Genomic DNA, 17,021 nt, shown 5'->3' on the forward strand with positions numbered 1-17,021 from the left:
TTAGGGGATCACCTCTTGCCGCGGCTCAGGCGGCTCAACTTTGATTATATAAACATCTCATAGTGTAAACGTATTGAGTTACAATGGCTGTCGAATCCCGCGGGTTATAATTCAGCGTCAGTCGACAGTCAGTGAATCATCAGTCGACACCTTTCGTGCTAAATATATAATGAGAGATAAGGTATATTTACATATTGGTGGTGATTGCGATTTTATACGTTGCTGCTTTTTTGCTGTCCTTTGTAACGGTACTCGTGTTGATTCCTCCGTTCAGCAAGCTTGCGTTTAAGATTGATTTCGTAGACAGGCCCAGGAAAGATGTCGAGCGTAAGCTGCACCGGAAGCCGATCCCTCTGACGGCCGGTTATGCGATTTTTATTGGTTTTTTTATCGCTTATTTAGCCGTGGTACGGGATTTCTCCATGCAGACGGGGGCGATCTTTCTAGGCGGCTTATTGCTGCTGGCGATCGGTACGGTTGATGATTGGTATAAGACGAAAGGGAAGGATTTTCCCGCGCTGCCGAAGCTGATCGTTCAGCTCTCCGCCGCTGTCTTGGTTTACGCCTCGGGTGTTGTGTTTACCGGCTTTGTTAATCCGTTCTCCGGCCATTACGTTGAGCTTCCCGTCCTGTTGCAATTTGTTTTAACGACGCTGTGGATCTTTGGGGTGACGACGGTCATCAATTTCTCGGATGGGCTGGACGGGCTGGCGGGAGGGCTGTCCGCGATCTCCGCGATGACTCTGTTTATCGTAGCGCTGGCGATGGGGCAGTCGAACTCTGCTAATATGGCGATTATTCTAGTAGGCATAACCTTAGCTTACCTAAGATTCAACAAACCTCCGGCCAAAATATTTATGGGCGATGCGGGAGCGACTTTTCTCGGGTTTATGCTTGCCGTTATTTCGCTCGACGGGGCTTTCAAGCAAGCGACGGCGCTCTCTATTTTTATCCCAATCCTTGCTTTAGGGGTTCCGATCTTCGATAACTTGTATGTCATGCTGAAACGCTTCCTGCAAGGGAAGGCCATCTACCAGGCGGACGCGAGCCAGGCTCATTACCGTCTGCTGCGGGCGGGGCTTAATCATAAGCAGGCGCTCATGGTATTGTGTTTAATGGGTACATGCCTTGGCTTGTCCTCTATTATTCTTATGCTGGTAGAAATATAAAGTCTAAGGTCGGACGCCTGTTTAGGGTTTCCGGCCTTTTTTTTGTTATGTGTGTTTTTGTGGTATTCTAGAAGGAATAGTGTATTGAAGTCCGCAATATTGGGGGAGTATCCATGCTTATACATGACCGGCATCAACAAATCATACAGCTGCTTCATGAATCTCAGTCGGTCAAGACGGCCGATTTAATCGCGAGATTCGGCGTTTCGTTCGAGACGATCCGAAGAGATATGGAGTATCTGGAGCAGGAAGGTTTCTTGAAACGGGTTCATGGAGGGGCGACCTTGCCTCAGGCGGACTACCGGAAAGAGCTTCCCTTCACCGTGCGGGAGACGAAGAGGCATCCCGAGAAACGCGAATTGGCCCATACGGCTCTTCGTTTCGTGGAAGAGGGGCAATCCTTGTTCCTGGACGTGAGCACGACGAATACGGAGTTCGCCAAGGCCTTGGCGGCCCGTTTCGAACGGTTAACGATATTAACCAATTCCTTTCCGATCGCTTCGATTCTTATGTCTAAGCCTCAGTTCACGATTATTTTTGTCGGCGGGGTCGTGCGTAATTCGGAACAATGCGCGGTTGGAGATTATGCGGAGTCGTTTGTTTCCCAGTTCCATGCCGACCTGTTCTTCATGAGCATGAGCGGCATCTCCTTGACCGAAGGGCTGACGGATTACGGGATTAGCGAGATTCAATTGAAAAAGAGGATGCTGGAGCGGACGAGGCGGGTTATCGTGCTTGCGGACAGCAGCAAGTTTGATGTCGTATCGCTTACGCCGGTATGCGGACTGGATAAGATTGAGCGTATTATTACGGACTCCGGGCTAAGCCCGGATATCCTTGAGCGATACAAGAAAGCCGGAATTACTGTTGAATCCAAATAGGAGATTAGATACAAGAAGAGCCTTCCATGAGGGTTCTTTTTTTGTTTCCCCTTGGTTGCTCCTTTTTTAACCTCGACAGAGATTTTCTCAATTGACAGGGTGAAAAGCTCATGCTAACATTTGCGTAAAGTTGTATTTATGTGTGTTTGTGTGTGTTATTTGGATAGGTAATGGATTTGTGAGGAGGGGTCATTATTTCGCTTGCCGTACTGCTTGTATTAGGATCCGGCGTGGCTCATGCCATCTGGAATTTGCTCACGAAGAAGAGCGGGAATAAGCAATTGTTTTTGTTCATGATCTATATACCTGCTACTCTATTGCTTCTACCGGAATTTATAGCGGAGATCGTCTCCGTTCAAGTGCCGTTGTCCGGTTATGTTTTATTGGTCCTATCTCTGCTCATTCAGGCAGGGTATGCGTACTTCTTGTCTCGAACCTTAACCTTAGGCGACTTGTCCCAGGTGTACCCGATGATGAGAGGGATAGCGACCTTCCTGCTGCCTCTGTGCGGGGTTATATTCTTGAACGAGCGGTTGTCGACGTGGGGCTGGCTGGGTCTCGGATTAATTGCCCTGGGGTTCTTCCTGTTAAGCGGGTTTCATCGGAGGAAGCAGCGGTTTCAAGCCTCGGGGAAAGTACTGTCGTCTATTGTAGCCGTAGGATTTTGCACAATGGCCTATGTCATGGTAGACAAAGTGAACCTGCAGCATTTTTCGCCGGTTGTGCTGTTAGAGATATCGAATATCGGGTTTATGTTGGGGCTTGTCCCGTTTATCCGATTCCGGGAGATAGGCTGGGTCAAGGAGATAAAGGAAAACGGCAAGCTGCTTGTGGCGGGATCCATTTTGTCTCCGGGCTCTTACCTGTTGTTCTTATTTGCCATGAGCATGTCGCAGCTGACTTATGTAGCACCGCTTCGGGAAATTGGCACCGTCTTTGGGACCTTTATGGGCGTATGGCTGTTGAAGGAAGGAAAAGGCGCCTTGCGGCTAGCCTCCGCCAGCATCATTTTCGCCGGCATCCTGCTTGTGGGGATATTAGGAATTTAAGGAGGGTCTGAGAATGAGAAGTGAAGAGGGCAAAGAGAAGGCAAAGCTTCAATTTCAGGTGATTACCGATACGCATGTGAGAACGGATCCCGGACATACGCATAATGGCAATTTGGCGCGGGCACTCGAGGATATGAAACGGGAAGCGCCAGACAGCGACGGCATTATGCATGTAGGCGATATTACCGACCATGGGCATGCGGAAGAGTATGAAGAGTTTCGTAAAATATGGCGGGAGCATGGAGAAGGACTGCCAGCCGCTTATTTTGCTTCCGGCAATCATGATGTCGGCGGGGGAGAATGGCCTTCGCGACTGGGCGCTTATCTGAATGCCACGGAGATGGGCGGGCCGTATCACGATCACTGGGTGAAGGGATATTCTTTTATCTTTCTCGGAACCGAGCAGGGGTTAGACCTATTCTCGTTCCTTTCGGAAGCGCAGCTGTCTTGGCTGGATGGCAAGTTAGAGGAGAGTAAGAGCCTTAATCGCCCCGCCTTCGTGTTTCTGCATCAGCCGCTTAAGGATACGGTTGCCGGCTCCTACGAGTCGCAGAACTGGTACGGCGTGACCCAAGATGAACAGCTTAAGGAAGTATTGTCCAGACACAGGCATGCCATTCTGTTTACCGGACATACGCATTGGGAGCTGGAAGCGCCTCATACCCTGTATGACGATGAACAATTGCCCCGCATGTTTAATGCGGCATCCGTTGCTTACCTCTGGACGGATGAAGACGAGCATAAGGACGGCAGCCAGGGGCTGTTCGTAGAAGTATACGAGGATCGTATCATCGTCCGAGGGCGGGATTTTGCCGCGGGCCAATGGCTCGAGAAGGTTCGGTATGAGTGGGAGATTCCGGAGTGACCAGCTATAGCTATGTAAAAAGGGGATATCGCCGTAGAAGCGAATTCCCTTTGTTTGTAACTAAACGAGGCTAATCATTAACCCAAGAAAGCGATCGAACGTTTTACTTTTTTAGCAAACTCAATAGGATTATCAATGGACTCCCAGTGAACGTACATGAGCCGCGGGTTCTCGAACAACCAGTGATTATGAACGGCCGTAACTTTAATGCCGTTCCTGCGAAGATTGGACAGCAAGCGATTGACCTGGTTTTGGAAAAGCGCTGTTTCTCCCAGACAGAGGGCTCGTCCGGAACTGTCCAATGACTCAAACGAGAACAATTGATAACGAACGAGAGGGGACGCGGTGCGTTTTCCTAAAATAGAGGCTTTTATTACTCTGTTTCTTGTAACGAAACAAACCGGTCCTTTCGTAATTTCATGCTCTGTCCCGCCCAAAATGGAGGAGAATCGGTTGCAAATTTTTATAAACTGAGGACTTGCCTTTACAGGTTGCGCCATTTACGGATCATCCTTTCATGATTAGAAATAAAAAAATGCTCAAACATTAGCCGAGGAATGCGATAGATGCCTTGGTTTTCTTGGCGAACTCTACAGGATCCATATTAGCTTCCCAGTGCATATACATTAAGCGCGGGTTCTCGTTAAGCCAGTGATTATGAAGAGAAGTTACTTTGATTCCGCGTTTGCGAAGATTCGACATCAATCGATTAACCTGATTTTGATGCACGGCAGTCTCGCCTAAACAAAGCGCGCGGCCCGAAGCGCTTAGAGACTCGAACGAGAACATTTGCATTTGAACCAAAGGCGAACGGGTTCTTCTGCCCAAAATGGTCTCTTTTAAGTTCGTCATCCTCGTGACAAAACAAACCGGACCTGCTTCAATCTCCGATTCACCTCCCAGAATTTTCGAGAATTGATTGCACAGCCTTGTGAATTGCGGACTTACTTTTACTTTTTGCGCCATATAAATCCTCCTTTAATCAGTACTGCTGTAATCTATGATGAATCTAGTAAAGCGCGCTGTGCGGATTTACTAGATTTAAGAAAATGTCCTATTGGCGCTCCTAGCCATTCCCTTATAACTGCAAAACGTCATCCGCTAACATTGGCGGAATTTGACCTATGGTCTAGACCAAAGACGAGCCGAAGTGCTGGAGCTGTCCGAGCTCCAAAGCGTCCGTTAATGTTGAACAAGCGCTATAAACAGGGCCGGGAATGCTCACGCTTTGGTGCGCATTCCCGGCCCTGTTTCTTTCGAAACAACTAAATTATTGTTAATCTGTATGGAAATCATTCCAAACCATCGTCTTCTCAACCTGAAATCGTGAAGATACACGTACCGGAACAGCCGCTTTGCCAATTGCGATGGTTGATGACATTGATCTTCAACTCCTTGAATGGTTTACAGCGTTTAGTTTCTGGCTATTCTCGTGTCCGGCTGTCTTTTTCCGGCCAAGTCTGTTCGTGCCGATAACCCCGGCAATGATCAGCACCGAGCCGATCAGATGATAAATCGTAATTTCTTCCCCAAGGAACACGGCTCCGGCCGTCATCGACACGATGGTAGAGAGATTGGCGAATACGCTCATTTTCGATGCCTCCATCTTGGATAAAATGTAATTGGAGGTTAGTGCCGTTAACAGGGAGGATACGATGCCCAGGAAGATAAGCGACGCAATAAAGGTTCCGCTCGCCAGAGGCGCGAATATATGGGAAAGGGTCCCGGCTGAGGCATGGCTCGTCAATGATGTAACCGTAAAAAAGACAAAGCCGATGCCCATCATCAAATAAGTGATTTCCGCCGGGCTGAACTGCCTGGACAATGAACGGGCCAGAACGGTATAGCCGGCAAAAGCAAAGCAGGTCAGCAATAGCAGCGAAATGCCAAGCAGATTGGACAGATCAATGCTGCTGCCTTTCATAACAAAGATAAAGACCACCCCAAACACCGACAGGAAGATCGACAGCTTCTGTAGAACGGTCGTGGTTTCTTTCAGGAACATAGAGGCAATAATCATCGTAACGACCGGCGTGAATGCATACAGAATGCCGCCCTCCGCCGAGTTGGCATGCTGCAGCCCGTACCCTTGAAGCGTAAAGAACCCAAGCGGATACATGGATGCCAGCAGCAGCACTTTACGGAGCGGCTTGCCGCGGTAGGAAAGCTTAATCCAGCCGAATAACACGGGGATGGACATAACCAAAAACGATGAGGTAAAACGAAAAGCCAGCGTATCGAGTGGACTGGCGTAATCCAGTGCCGTCTTGGCGAATAAAAAAGATAATCCGATAATGACCGCGTTAAGCACGGCGAGGAAATAGGGAAGCCTCATTTCCTTGTGACCCATGTTGCATCATCCTCTCAGAGCTTACGGCAGCGTGTTCGCGAACGTCTGTAACCGTTGATTTGAAGATACGGGATTTCGGTTACCCAAACAACGCCGTTTTACCCTAACTGTATCGATACAGTTGGGCTGAAGCGCATGGAGGACAGAATGAAAAAATATAATTTGATCCTATCCGATATGGAAGAGAAAATCCGGCAGGGAAAATACCGTCCCGGTCAAAAGCTGCCCTCCGTCCGCATTGCCGCGGAAGCCTACGGATGCAGCATCAGCACCATTACGAGGGCTTACGCGGAGTTGGAAAAACGCCACGTTATTTATTCGGTGCCGCAAAGCGGGTACTACGTTGTTGTGAAGCCCGGCGATTGGCGCGATGAGCGGGACAGCAGCATGATCTACTTCGCGACGGTCCTGCCGGACCTGGACGCATTTCCTTATTTGGATTTTCAGCATTGTCTCAACAAAGCGATCGATATTTATAAATACGACCTGTTTACTTACGGCGATCCGCTGGGGCTGGAGTCCTTCCGTCACACGCTTGTTTCGCATTTGGCCAGTGATCAGGTGTTCACCAAAGTAGAGAGAATCTTCGTCACCTCCGGCGCGCAGCAGGCGCTGGAGATATTGGCGAAGATGCCGTTCCCAAACGGCGGGGAAGCCGTGCTCTTAGAGCAGCCCAGCTATGACCGGTATTTGCGGTTTCTGGAGACGGAGAATATTCCGGTGCATGGCATCGCCCGAACGGCATCGGGCATCGATCTTCAGGAGCTCGAGCATTGGTTCAAGAGCGGCAGCATCAAATTCTTTTACACGATGTCGAGGTATCATAATCCGCTTGGCACTTCGTATAACGCGGAGGAACGGAGAACAATGGCCAAGCTGGCCGGCAAATACGGCGTCTACATCCTGGAGGACGATTATATGGCCGACCTTGGGGCAGACCGGCAATTGGGCCCGATTTACGCCTCCGATGGAGGCGAGTATGTCATTTATGTAAAAAGCTTCTCCAAGATTATCTTCCCTGGCTTGCGGTTAGGCGCAATCGTATTGCCGGAAAGGCTGCTTAAGACCTTTTATGCCTATAAAATATACCCCGATACCTCGCTGCTCTCCCAGGCGGCGCTTGAGGTGTATATCAAGAACGGCATGTACGAACGGCATAAGCATAAGATAGCGGGCTTGTACGCGGCGAGAATGTTGGCCTTGAACGAATCGGTGAAGCGGCATAACGAGCCGGGATTAATGGAGGTTCCGGATATCCGTTCGGGGATATACACGCATTTCAAGCTGAAGCAGACGGTGAACGTAGAGCAACTATTGAAGCGCCTTGCGGAAAGGAACGTCAGCGTCGTGTCCGGCAAGGGATTCTACCTGTCCAATTATCTGGATAAGGAGAAGTTTCTGCGGATCAGCATTTCCCAGACCGGACCTGAGCAGATTGAAGAAGGAGTCCGAATAATTACGGAAGAGGCGCGTAAGGGAAGCTGATGAGCGTGGAAGGACGTTGCTTAAGGGAATAGCTGGGACAAGTCCTCCATTCTGCCGCGGGTAATGAATTCGGACGGCGATAGGCCGACATGCTTCTTGAACATCCGAAAAAAATACGAAGGATCGTAGTAACCCAAGTATTGAGCGATGTCCGCAACGGTCATGTCGGAGTGGAGCAGGAGACGACAGGCTTCAAGCAGGCGCAGCTGATGCATATAGCGGATGGGTGATTGGCCGAATACCTCTTTGAACAGAGCGGTGGTGTAATTCGGAGAACGATGAATAAGCTCCCCAAGCTGTTCGATCTCCACATGCTCGCGGTAATGGTCCAGCAAATACTGCTTCACCAGCTGCGCGTATAGCATCTTGGCGGGAGTTACCTCCGGCTTCTCCAGTTCTCTCGCAAGCAGGCCGACAAGCTCCTGCGTTAGTCCGAGGCAAATATAAGAGCGAAAGCTGCGGCCGCCCCTCATCTCTTCGAACAGCTTCATGAATCTGCGCTGCATGTAATGGAGGTTGGACAGCCGGAATCGGATAAATTCGCCTTGATCAAAAAAAGGGATACCCAGCTTGCTTCCAGGCTCCGTCGTAATCAAAACCGTGTATTTCTGATGAGGAATGGCGGGAATGGTATCCCCGCTGCGAAGCGTGGATTGCGGGATGTACAGGAAATCTCCCCGTTCAGCAATAATCTCCTGCCCATTAATGGTGTATTTCACTTTACCGTCCGTAACCAGAACAAGGACATGATAGCTGAGCACCTCGCTTTGGGTGCGCCAATTCGGAATGCGGTCGTCGAAATTTACGCTTAACAGCTGCAGCATGAGATCCCCGTCCTTTGCAGTGATTTCTTATCAAATACTAGCAAAACAACCGGTTCGGGTAAATGGCAGATCTTAACCTTATCCGCATATAGAACCGTTGAAATGTACATGGACAGGATGGAATGTACGTCGACCCGGCCGAGGCTCCAAACCTATAATACGGGTACAGCCATAATGGCAAACGGATTAAAGGAGAGGAGCATGATTATGAGGATTTTGCTGCTGGATTTGGATTCGACAAGGCCGGATCATCTGGGGTGCTACGGTTACCCCCGCCAAACATCTCCGAATATTGACCGGATCGCCGCGCAGGGCGTCCGGTTCGATAATTACTATACCTCCGACGCGCCTTGCTTCCCATCCCGAACGGCTTTAATGACCGGACGGTTTGGCATTCATAACGGAGTTGTGGGGCATGGCGGGTCTGCCGCGGACGTTCGTCATGAAGGCGCATCAAGGGATTTTCGCGACCGGCTTGCGTCCGAAAGCTTCCCAGCCTTGTTCCGGCAGGCGGGAATGCGTACCGCGCTTGTCAGCCCGTTTGGGGAGAGACATTCCGCATGGACCTTTTATGCCGGATTTAACGAAATCTACAATACGGGCAAAGGCGGAATGGAATCCGCGGAGGAAGTAACGCCTGTTGTCCTGGACTGGATTGACCGGAACGCGGAGCAGGATAACTGGATGCTGTACGTCAATTATTGGGATCCGCATACCCCGTACCGGGCGCCGGAATCGTTCGGCAATCCCTTTAAGGATGATCCGCTGCCGGAGTGGATTACAGGCGAAGTGCTTGATAAGCACATGCGCAAGGTAGGACCGCATAGCGCAAGCGAAATCAACATGTACGATAATGCTACTTCGCCGAATTATCCGAGACATCCGGGAGATATCCGCAGCCGGGATGATCTGAGACGCATGGTGGATGGTTATGATTGCGGCGTCCGCTTCATGGATGAGAACATCGGCCAATTATTTGCCTTGCTTGAGAAAAAAGGCGTCATGGAGGAGCTTATCATCATTATTACGGCCGATCATGGCGAGAACATGGGCGAGCTTGGGATATACGGGGAGCATGGTACGGCGGATCAGGGTACCTGCCGGATTCCGATGATTATTCGCTGGCCGGGCATGCAGAAGGGAATTGTCGATAAGGGCCTCCATTACCATTTGGATCTGCCGCCAACGATAGCCGAGCTCCTCGGCCGGCAGCCTATGCCAAGCTGGGACGGTTCGAGCTACGCGAAGGTGCTGCAGTCCGGCGAAGAAGCGGGACGAGAATATCTGGTTGTGTCGCAATGCGCGCATGTATGCCAGCGGAGCGTACGGTTCGGCGATTGGCTCTACATCCGCACGTATCATGACGGCTATCATCTGTTTGACAAGGAGATGCTGTTCCATATTGCCGAGGACCCGCATGAACAGATCAATCTTGCGGCGGAGCGGCAGGATCTGTGCAGGGAAGCGGTCTATTGGCTGAACGATTGGCATGACCGGATGATGACCTCAATGCCGTATGATACGGATCCGCTGTGGACGGTCATGAAGGAGGGCGGTCCTTATCATGCGAAGGGGTCGCTGCCTCGTTACTTGAAGCGGCTTGAGCAGACGGGACGAGGAGATGCCGTGCCGGAGCTGATCCGCAGGCACCCTCGTGAAATAGAGGGGAAAGATAAGCTGTAAATCTAAAGAGACCAGCCCAGTAGTCAACACTTGTTGACGACGGGCTGGTCTCTTTTTGTCTGTCTACGGTTACGTTGGATTTCGTCCACTATAATAGCCCAATCAAGCACGAAAGAAGCATCTACGTTGGAATTCATCCACTAGAATCAGCAGATTTGGTGTTTGGAGCATCAATTTGAGAGTTCCAATCTAGCCTCAAATAAAGTCCTTATGCTTCAAATCTATTGGATGAAATCCAACGTAGCTCTGATCAAGGCGCAGCATAATCTCTATAACCTTAGTACGAGCCCGATGCGTCAGCATCCTGCAAGTCAGTTAATAAGCCCCGACCTTCGGCAAGCTCTTGAAGTCTTGACCGGACGGGTTCTGGAAGACATGTAATCCAAATTCCGGCGCAACGGCCAGAACATGATCGAAGATATCCGATTGAACGCCTTCGTAGACGGCCCAGCTAATATCATTGGTGAAGGCATATATTTCGAGAGGCAGTCCATTCTCCGCTGGGGCGAGCTGTCTGACGATCCGCGTCATGCCTTTATGGATTTTTGGATGCTGTTCTACATAACGCTCAACATAAGCCCTGAACACGCCGATATTCGTCATGGCTCTGCCGTTCACCGAAACGGTAGGGTCAATCTCGTTTTCCAGGTTGTAATGAATGATCTCCCTTTCTTTATCAAGGATATATTCGCTCAGGAGATGAATTTTCTTGAATTTCTCAATCATTTCGGGCGTGCAAAAGGCGATGCTGTTCATATCGATGTACACGGCTCGTTTAATGCGCCGGCCGCCGGCATCCTGCATGCCTCTCCAGTTCTTGAACGAATCCGAAATAAGGGCATACGAAGGGATGGTGGTGATCGTCTTATCGAAGTTCTGCACCTTGACGGTATGCAGCGAAATATCAATGATATCTCCGTCCGCTCCATACTTGGGCATTTCAATCCAATCGCCTACTTGGACCATATCGTTAGTTGACAATTGAATGCCCGCAACCAGGCCAAGCAGCGAATCCTTAAAGATGAGCAGCATAACGGCGGACAAGGCGCCAATCCCGCTGATAAGAATAACGGGGCTTTCGCCGATCAGGTTCGAGATGGCCAGAATCCCGCCGATAATGAACAGAAAGATTTTGACTACCTGAACGTATCCTTTGATGGGACGGCTCCGGGAAATATCGTAAGTTCTATAAATATCGTTAACCGCGTTAAGGAAAGCATCCAGCACCAGCAGGACCACGATAATAAGATAGATCGTAATTCCCTTCAGAATAAGAGAATGGTAGGCTGAGAAGCTGAACGAGAAATAGTAAAGGATAATGGCAGGAACGATATGGGACAGCTTATGAAACACTTTGCGATCCAGCAAATAATTGTCCCAGCGGTACCGGTTGTTCCGGATGTAATGGCTGACGATGCGAAGCACAACCTTTTTGGTTACAAAGTTGGCGGCTATGCTTACGATTCCCGCGATAATAACAATGGCAATGCTGGCAAGATAGACGGCTAGATTGGTGTTGACTCCTAAATCGACAAGCAAATCTTTAATATAATTCATTACTCCTCCTTCAATCCATAGAGCCCCTGGGGCTTTTCTATTAAACGATGGTACTGAAAGCCGGGCTTCCCGTCAACCTGTAGACATGCTTGAAAAATAATACAAATATTCGGTTTCTTCCTGCATTCATGCTGCCCCATCCCTATTGGTAGGATAGTGGAAAAGGAGGGCTCGCTATGAAATTTCGTACGAATCTGACGTTGGAAAACCGTAAGGTTATTCTTCTGCCTTTGCAGGCCGAGCACGTGAAGGAACTTGCCGGACTGCTTAGCGATCCGAGGGTCTGGGAGATGACCTGGCGGAGGAACAATACGGAGCAAGCGATCGAGTTGGCGCTTGAGTCCGCTCTGGTAAGCAGGGACGCGGGAACTCAGCTTCCGTTTGCAATCATCGACAAAGCTAGTGGAAGCATGGTCGGGACAACCCGGCTTGGCGATCTGGACGCGAATAACCGGAACGTTGAAATCGGGTGGACATGGATGGCCCCGGATTTCTGGGGACAAGGAATAAACCCGGCCTGCAAGCTGCTGCTTCTTCAATATAGTTTCGAAGAGCTTGGCGTAATTCGGGTCCAATTCTCTGCCAGCGGCAGCAATCTGCGGTCGCAAAGAGCGCTGGAGAAGATTGGGGCAGTGAGAGAGGGCGTACTTCGAAGGCATCGAGTGGATGCGACGGATGGCGGAACGGTTCATGATAACGTGTTTTATAGCATTTTGGAGGAGGAGTGGCCTCTTGTTAGAGAGAAGCTTCTTCATGAAATGAATCTATTTTAATATAATGAATATATTTTATTTTGACATATTAGTTTAATGCGTAATATATTGGATGGAGTTGGAACTATCCCTTAAGTAATAGGAGTGAAACGACGATGAATCTATCTCTTATTCAGCCTGAATGGAAAGTAGAAAAGATCGAGGTTGCAACTCTTACGGGCGAGCGCGCGAGAAACGCGGGTTCAAACGGCAGGCTTGGCAATCACGGCAAGCATTGCTCGGTCCGTATCGCCCGCCTTACGATTGACGGGGACACGGGGTTTGGTCACACGGGATCGATGACGGAGGAGCTCGCGGAAGCCGTTCTAGGAATGAGGCTTATAGATCTGTTTGATTTGAACGGCAGAATCCTTGAGCCTTACCGCATTCCGCTCGAATACCCGATTCTGGACTGGCTGGGACGCAGACTAAATACCCCGGTGTATGAATTGGTGTCCGCGGTTAACCGTGCTCCGGGATCTCCTCTAGTCGTCCCTTGCTATGATACCTCTCTCTATTTTGACGACTTGCACTTGGCAAATGAGCGGGATGCGGTCGCGCTGCTAAAAGAAGAGGCTGCCCAAGGCTTCTCCAAAGGCCACCGCAACTTCAAGATTAAAGTTGGCCGCGGCGGCAGACATATGCCTGTGCTGGAAGGAACGAAGCGGGATATCGCCATTATTCATGGCGTCGCCGAGATTGCCGGACCTGAAGGAAAGATTATGATTGATGCCAACAACGCGTATAATCTCAATTTGACCAAGGAAGTGCTGGCAGCCGTCCAAGATGTGAATCTGCATTGGATTGAAGAGGCTTTCCACGAGGACGATGCCTTGTATGCCGACCTGAAGGCATGGCTCCGGGAACGCGGGCAGAATGTACTTATTGCCGACGGAGAAGGGCTTGCGTCTCCTCATCTGGTAAGCTGGGCGAAAAAAGGCCTTGTTGACGTGCTGCAATACGATGTTATTTATCCGGGCTTTACGCATTGGCTGGAGCTTGGCGCGGAGCTTGACCAAGCTGGACTTCGGTCGGCGCCGCATTGCTACGGCAATGCATACGGCATTTATGCGCTTGGGCATATTGCGGCTGCGATTAACAACTTTGAGTTTGTCGAATACGACGATATTGCAATAGAAGGAATGGACACGTCCGCTTACCGGGTGGAAGACGGCAAGTTCTATGTACCGGAAAAGGCGGGCTTTGGCCTCGAATTTGAAGGGGAGCTGTTTGCAAGACAGGTTCTGGAGAACGGCTGGAGCCGTTAACTCCCGTCGTCCAAAAGATCAGTGCCGCTAGCTTTTGCGGCTCTGGTCTTTTTTTGTAAGCAAGCCACTTTAAAGTGCCGTCTTACGGCTTCGGAGAAAATGGAATAAGGTTATCTCATGGAACTTCCAAATTCAAGGAAAGAAGGAACGGAACATGAAGATGCCTGAAGCGACAAAACGATTTTTGGAGGATATCGCGGGTTTCCCGCCGCTGCACTTGCTGTCGCCCGAAGAGATCAGAAAGGTTGTTGTGGCTAACGCTATCTCCGATCGCGTTGAGTTGGCCGGGACGGAGGATATTACGCTGGAGGGGCCGCATGGTCCGCTTCCCGTAAGAATTTATCGTCCTTCCAACCGTCCTGCGCTGCCGGCGATTGTGTTCTTCCATGGGGGAGGATTCGTGTTTAACCGGATGGGTCATTATGATCCGATGTGCGGCAAGCTGGCCGCTGCTACAGATCATGCCGTAATCTCCGTCGATTATCGCTTGGCTCCCGAGCATAAATTTCCCGTACCCGTAGAAGAAGCCGTCTATGCGGCGGAGTGGGTGTATCGGCAGGCTTCATCGCTAGGGCTGGATCCGGAGAGAATTGCCGTAGCCGGAGAAAGCGTCGGGGGCAACCTGGCCGCCATTGTGGCACAGCAGGCAGTAAGCAGGGGAACGTTCTCCGTTGCGGCTCAGATCCTGCTATGCCCGTTGACGGACTGGGCGGGTGATTATGCCTCGAAGCGTATATACGGCGAGGGATATTTCCTCGATTCGGCTCTGCTCGAATATTGCGCGGGACATTATTTGAACTCCGATGTTGACCGAGCGAACCCGCTCGCTTCACCGCTTTATGGAGACACCGCCGGCGTGGCGCCGGCAATCGTAGTGACGGCGGAATACGATCCTTTGCGAGATGAAGGGGAGTTATACAGCCAGCGGCTTATCGCAAGCGGGGCCGAGGTGACGCATAAGCGTTATGCCGGTATGATCCATTTGTTTTATGCCCTGACGGACGTGTTTGAGGATGGGCATGATGTATATGCGTTAATTAATCAGGTGCTTGGAAGATTGTATAAGGGAACGATTGCTAGTTGAGCTGCTGCCGGGTCTTAAGAAGTGATGGCGTCGAAAGCTTTTCTTGCTCTTAGCACGGAATCGTAATGGGCGTCCGTCCATTGATGCAGAATCCGCATCGGGCCAATCAAGGTTTGGCCAAGGGGCGTCAGCTCGTATTCTACGGTAGGCGGGACTGTCGGATGAACATACCGCACGACAAGACCGTCCCTCTCCAGCTGGCGCAGCGTCTGGGTGAGCATCTTTTGCGTGACGCCCTCCACCCGTCTTTTCAGATCGCTGTAACGCCTTTTGCCCGATTCCAGCTCGTAAAAAACAAGCACCGTCCATTTGCTTGAGACAATTTCCAAGGCGCGTCTGTAATGGCAGGGAGACTCCATCTCTTCGAATTCATTCATACCAATCACTCCTGTCTGTCGGAATACGGTCATGATCATTGACAAAGCTTATATCCTGTAATATATTGATTCCCTCTTCGGATGGAAACACCTGTTAGCGATTATTTAAGAATATATAAACGAACGGACGGGCGGTAGATACCCATGAAGCTGGAGCGCTTGATCTCCATTATCTATAAGCTGCTGAATAACGACGTGCTGCCGGCCAATGCGCTGGCTGAGGAGTTTCAGGTATCCCAGAGAACGATTTACCGGGATATTGACGTCATCTGCGCGGCGGGCTTTCCGGTTGTCTCTTATCAGGGTAACAAGGGCGGCTTTGGCATGCTGGAAGGCTTCAAGATGGATAAAAGCCTGCTTGGCTCCTATGACGTAAATGCCCTGGTGACGGTGCTTAAAGGACTTTCGACCGTGTTTGAAGACGAGCGCGCGCAAGGGACAATCGAGAGGCTGCAAACTGTCGGAACCGAGCAGCGGACTCCAAGTCTAGCCGTAGATTTCGAGACGCGCAGATCGGATCCGGAGACGCTGCCTTTATTGCGCGCGGCGATTACAGAGCGGAAAGTGATCCGGTTCGACTACATTAACGCGAAGAATGAACGGACCACCCGCGAGCTGGAGCCGGTCAGGCTTCACTTCAAATACGGCAGCTGGTATATTTACGGCTATTGCTTGACGCGCTGCGATTATCGGGAGTTCCGGTTATCCCGCATGGTGGAGGCACTGCAGACGGAGCGCTGCTTTGAGCCGCATAAGGAGGTGCCGGAGGAAGCTGGCCCTTCTGTCGGGGATTCGAGTCTGGTTGAGGATGTCGTTGTTAGAGTAGGGCCGGAAGCCTTGGCGGATGCGATGGATCATTTCGGCTACGTCCCGAAGACGTTTCATTCCGATGGCGGCATGACGATGCGGATTCCCGTCTATAAGCCGGCTGAGGCAGCCTGGTTATGGTCGATTCTGCTTGGCTTTGGCAGCGGCGCGGAAGTGCTTGAGCCCTTGGAACTTCGGGCCGTCATGAAAAAGCAGCTGCAAATGACGCTAAACCTTTACGAGTAGTATGACACACTGTTGTCATACTACTTTTTTTATACTGGGTACATAACCAGTCAAAAGGAGTCGATGAATCATGAAAAATTATCCGGCGGAAATCTTGAACTACCACTTTTGGGCGAACCAAACCATTCTGGGGAGAATCAAGGAGCTGCCGCCCGCTGTGCTGCATCAGGAAGTGAATAGCTCTTATCCAACGCTTGCTCATGCTCTGAATCATATTTATGCGGTAGATAAAATGTGGTATTTGGTGCTATCGGGAACGGATATGGGAACGGCGCTGCAGGAATGCATGCCGTTAAGCGGCCGTATTCTGGGGACGGTGGACGACTACATTCAGCTCTTTGCCGAGCTGGCAGGTCAATTCAAAGAGTGGCTCGGAAGCGGGTCGGATGCGGAACAGGTTATTACGCTTAACAATCCCTATGCCGGAGTCCGCGAGACAAGTTTAGCTGAAATTATGCTGCATACCGCTAATCACGGGACCTATCACCGGGGCAATGTATCTACGATGCTGCGCCAGCTAGGTTATGCCTCCACGATGACCGACTACATTCTTTATTTGTACCGGCAGCCTGAGACGGTAACAGCCGTTTCGTAGAATTTGATTATTAACTTGAAGATCGCCTA

The 17,021-nt window shown here is 50.4% G+C and carries 17 protein-coding genes; 11 read left to right on the top strand and 6 right to left on the bottom strand.

Features of this window, described 5'->3' with window-relative positions:
- The first annotated feature begins 200 nt into the window (after positions 1-200).
- The 4 genes from PJDR2_RS02850 to PJDR2_RS02865 all read left to right on the top strand — a co-directional run bounded on the left by PJDR2_RS02850 (position 201) and on the right by PJDR2_RS02865 (position 3,964).
- Positions 201-1,169: an MraY family glycosyltransferase gene (locus PJDR2_RS02850; RefSeq protein WP_041613856.1), complete on the top strand. Its 969-nt coding sequence runs from the start codon at positions 201-203 to the stop codon at positions 1,167-1,169.
- Between the two features lie 113 nt (positions 1,170-1,282).
- On the top strand, positions 1,283-2,050 hold the full coding sequence (locus PJDR2_RS02855) for a DeoR/GlpR family DNA-binding transcription regulator (RefSeq protein ID WP_012772541.1): 768 nt from the start codon (positions 1,283-1,285) through the stop codon (positions 2,048-2,050).
- A 230-nt stretch (positions 2,051-2,280) separates the two neighbouring features.
- Positions 2,281-3,099, top strand: coding sequence for a DMT family transporter (locus PJDR2_RS02860; protein WP_012772542.1), 819 nt, complete (start codon positions 2,281-2,283; stop codon positions 3,097-3,099).
- Between the two features lie 13 nt (positions 3,100-3,112).
- Positions 3,113-3,964 carry a metallophosphoesterase family protein gene (locus PJDR2_RS02865; RefSeq protein ID WP_012772543.1) on the top strand — a complete coding sequence of 284 codons (852 nt, stop codon included), beginning with the start codon at positions 3,113-3,115 and terminating at the stop codon, positions 3,962-3,964.
- 77 nt (positions 3,965-4,041) lie between these two features.
- Here the strand turns inward: PJDR2_RS02865 and PJDR2_RS02870 are convergent, their stop codons facing one another.
- From PJDR2_RS02870 to PJDR2_RS02880, 3 genes are all read right to left on the bottom strand, one after another.
- Positions 4,042-4,464 (bottom strand): DUF1259 domain-containing protein, encoded by a 423-nt coding sequence (locus PJDR2_RS02870; RefSeq protein ID WP_012772544.1) that lies wholly within the window; start codon positions 4,462-4,464, stop codon positions 4,042-4,044.
- 46 nt (positions 4,465-4,510) lie between these two features.
- On the bottom strand, positions 4,511-4,930 hold the full coding sequence (locus tag PJDR2_RS02875) for a DUF1259 domain-containing protein (RefSeq protein WP_012772545.1): 420 nt from the start codon (positions 4,928-4,930) through the stop codon (positions 4,511-4,513).
- Between the two features lie 421 nt (positions 4,931-5,351).
- On the bottom strand, positions 5,352-6,314 hold the full coding sequence (locus PJDR2_RS02880) for a DMT family transporter (RefSeq protein ID WP_012772546.1): 963 nt from the start codon (positions 6,312-6,314) through the stop codon (positions 5,352-5,354).
- A 147-nt stretch (positions 6,315-6,461) separates the two neighbouring features.
- Between PJDR2_RS02880 and PJDR2_RS02885 the strand changes: the two genes are divergently transcribed.
- The gene (locus PJDR2_RS02885; protein ID WP_012772547.1) at positions 6,462-7,799 is read left to right on the top strand and encodes a PLP-dependent aminotransferase family protein; all 1,338 of its coding nucleotides are present in this window, start codon (positions 6,462-6,464) and stop codon (positions 7,797-7,799) included.
- A 20-nt stretch (positions 7,800-7,819) separates the two neighbouring features.
- Here PJDR2_RS02885 and PJDR2_RS02890 read toward each other — a convergent pair whose 3' ends face one another.
- Positions 7,820-8,623: a helix-turn-helix domain-containing protein gene (locus PJDR2_RS02890; protein WP_012772548.1), complete on the bottom strand. Its 804-nt coding sequence runs from the start codon at positions 8,621-8,623 to the stop codon at positions 7,820-7,822.
- A 207-nt stretch (positions 8,624-8,830) separates the two neighbouring features.
- On the opposite strand from PJDR2_RS02890, the gene PJDR2_RS02895 reads away from it, so the two are divergent.
- On the top strand, positions 8,831-10,306 hold the full coding sequence (locus PJDR2_RS02895; protein ID WP_041613858.1) for a sulfatase: 1,476 nt from the start codon (positions 8,831-8,833) through the stop codon (positions 10,304-10,306).
- Positions 10,307-10,621: 315 nt separating this feature from the next.
- On the opposite strand, the gene PJDR2_RS02900 is transcribed toward PJDR2_RS02895, so the two are convergent.
- On the bottom strand, positions 10,622-11,863 hold the full coding sequence (locus PJDR2_RS02900; protein ID WP_012772550.1) for a mechanosensitive ion channel family protein: 1,242 nt from the start codon (positions 11,861-11,863) through the stop codon (positions 10,622-10,624).
- A gap of 176 nt (positions 11,864-12,039) precedes the next feature.
- Between PJDR2_RS02900 and PJDR2_RS02905 the strand changes: the two genes are divergently transcribed.
- The 3 genes from PJDR2_RS02905 (at position 12,040) to PJDR2_RS02915 (ending at position 14,967) form a co-directional block, all read left to right on the top strand.
- Positions 12,040-12,636 (top strand): GNAT family N-acetyltransferase, encoded by a 597-nt coding sequence (locus PJDR2_RS02905; protein ID WP_012772551.1) that lies wholly within the window; start codon positions 12,040-12,042, stop codon positions 12,634-12,636.
- Between the two features lie 95 nt (positions 12,637-12,731).
- Positions 12,732-13,883 carry an enolase C-terminal domain-like protein gene (locus tag PJDR2_RS02910; RefSeq protein ID WP_012772552.1) on the top strand — a complete coding sequence of 384 codons (1,152 nt, stop codon included), beginning with the start codon at positions 12,732-12,734 and terminating at the stop codon, positions 13,881-13,883.
- A gap of 154 nt (positions 13,884-14,037) precedes the next feature.
- A complete protein-coding gene (locus PJDR2_RS02915) occupies positions 14,038-14,967 on the top strand; it encodes an alpha/beta hydrolase (RefSeq protein WP_012772553.1) in 930 nt (309 codons plus the stop codon).
- 14 nt (positions 14,968-14,981) lie between these two features.
- On the opposite strand, the gene PJDR2_RS02920 is transcribed toward PJDR2_RS02915, so the two are convergent.
- Positions 14,982-15,344 (bottom strand): winged helix-turn-helix transcriptional regulator, encoded by a 363-nt coding sequence (locus PJDR2_RS02920; protein WP_012772554.1) that lies wholly within the window; start codon positions 15,342-15,344, stop codon positions 14,982-14,984.
- 144 nt (positions 15,345-15,488) lie between these two features.
- Here PJDR2_RS02920 and PJDR2_RS02925 point away from each other — a divergent pair, with 144 nt between their 5' ends.
- Both PJDR2_RS02925 and PJDR2_RS02930 read left to right on the top strand, forming a co-directional pair.
- On the top strand, positions 15,489-16,397 hold the full coding sequence (locus tag PJDR2_RS02925; protein ID WP_012772555.1) for a helix-turn-helix transcriptional regulator: 909 nt from the start codon (positions 15,489-15,491) through the stop codon (positions 16,395-16,397).
- A gap of 70 nt (positions 16,398-16,467) precedes the next feature.
- Positions 16,468-16,992: a DinB family protein gene (locus PJDR2_RS02930; RefSeq protein WP_012772556.1), complete on the top strand. Its 525-nt coding sequence runs from the start codon at positions 16,468-16,470 to the stop codon at positions 16,990-16,992.
- Positions 16,993-17,021 lie beyond the last annotated feature (29 nt).

It is taken from the genome of Paenibacillus sp. JDR-2 (assembly GCF_000023585.1).
Classification (GTDB): Bacteria; Bacillota; Bacilli; order Paenibacillales; family Paenibacillaceae; genus Pristimantibacillus.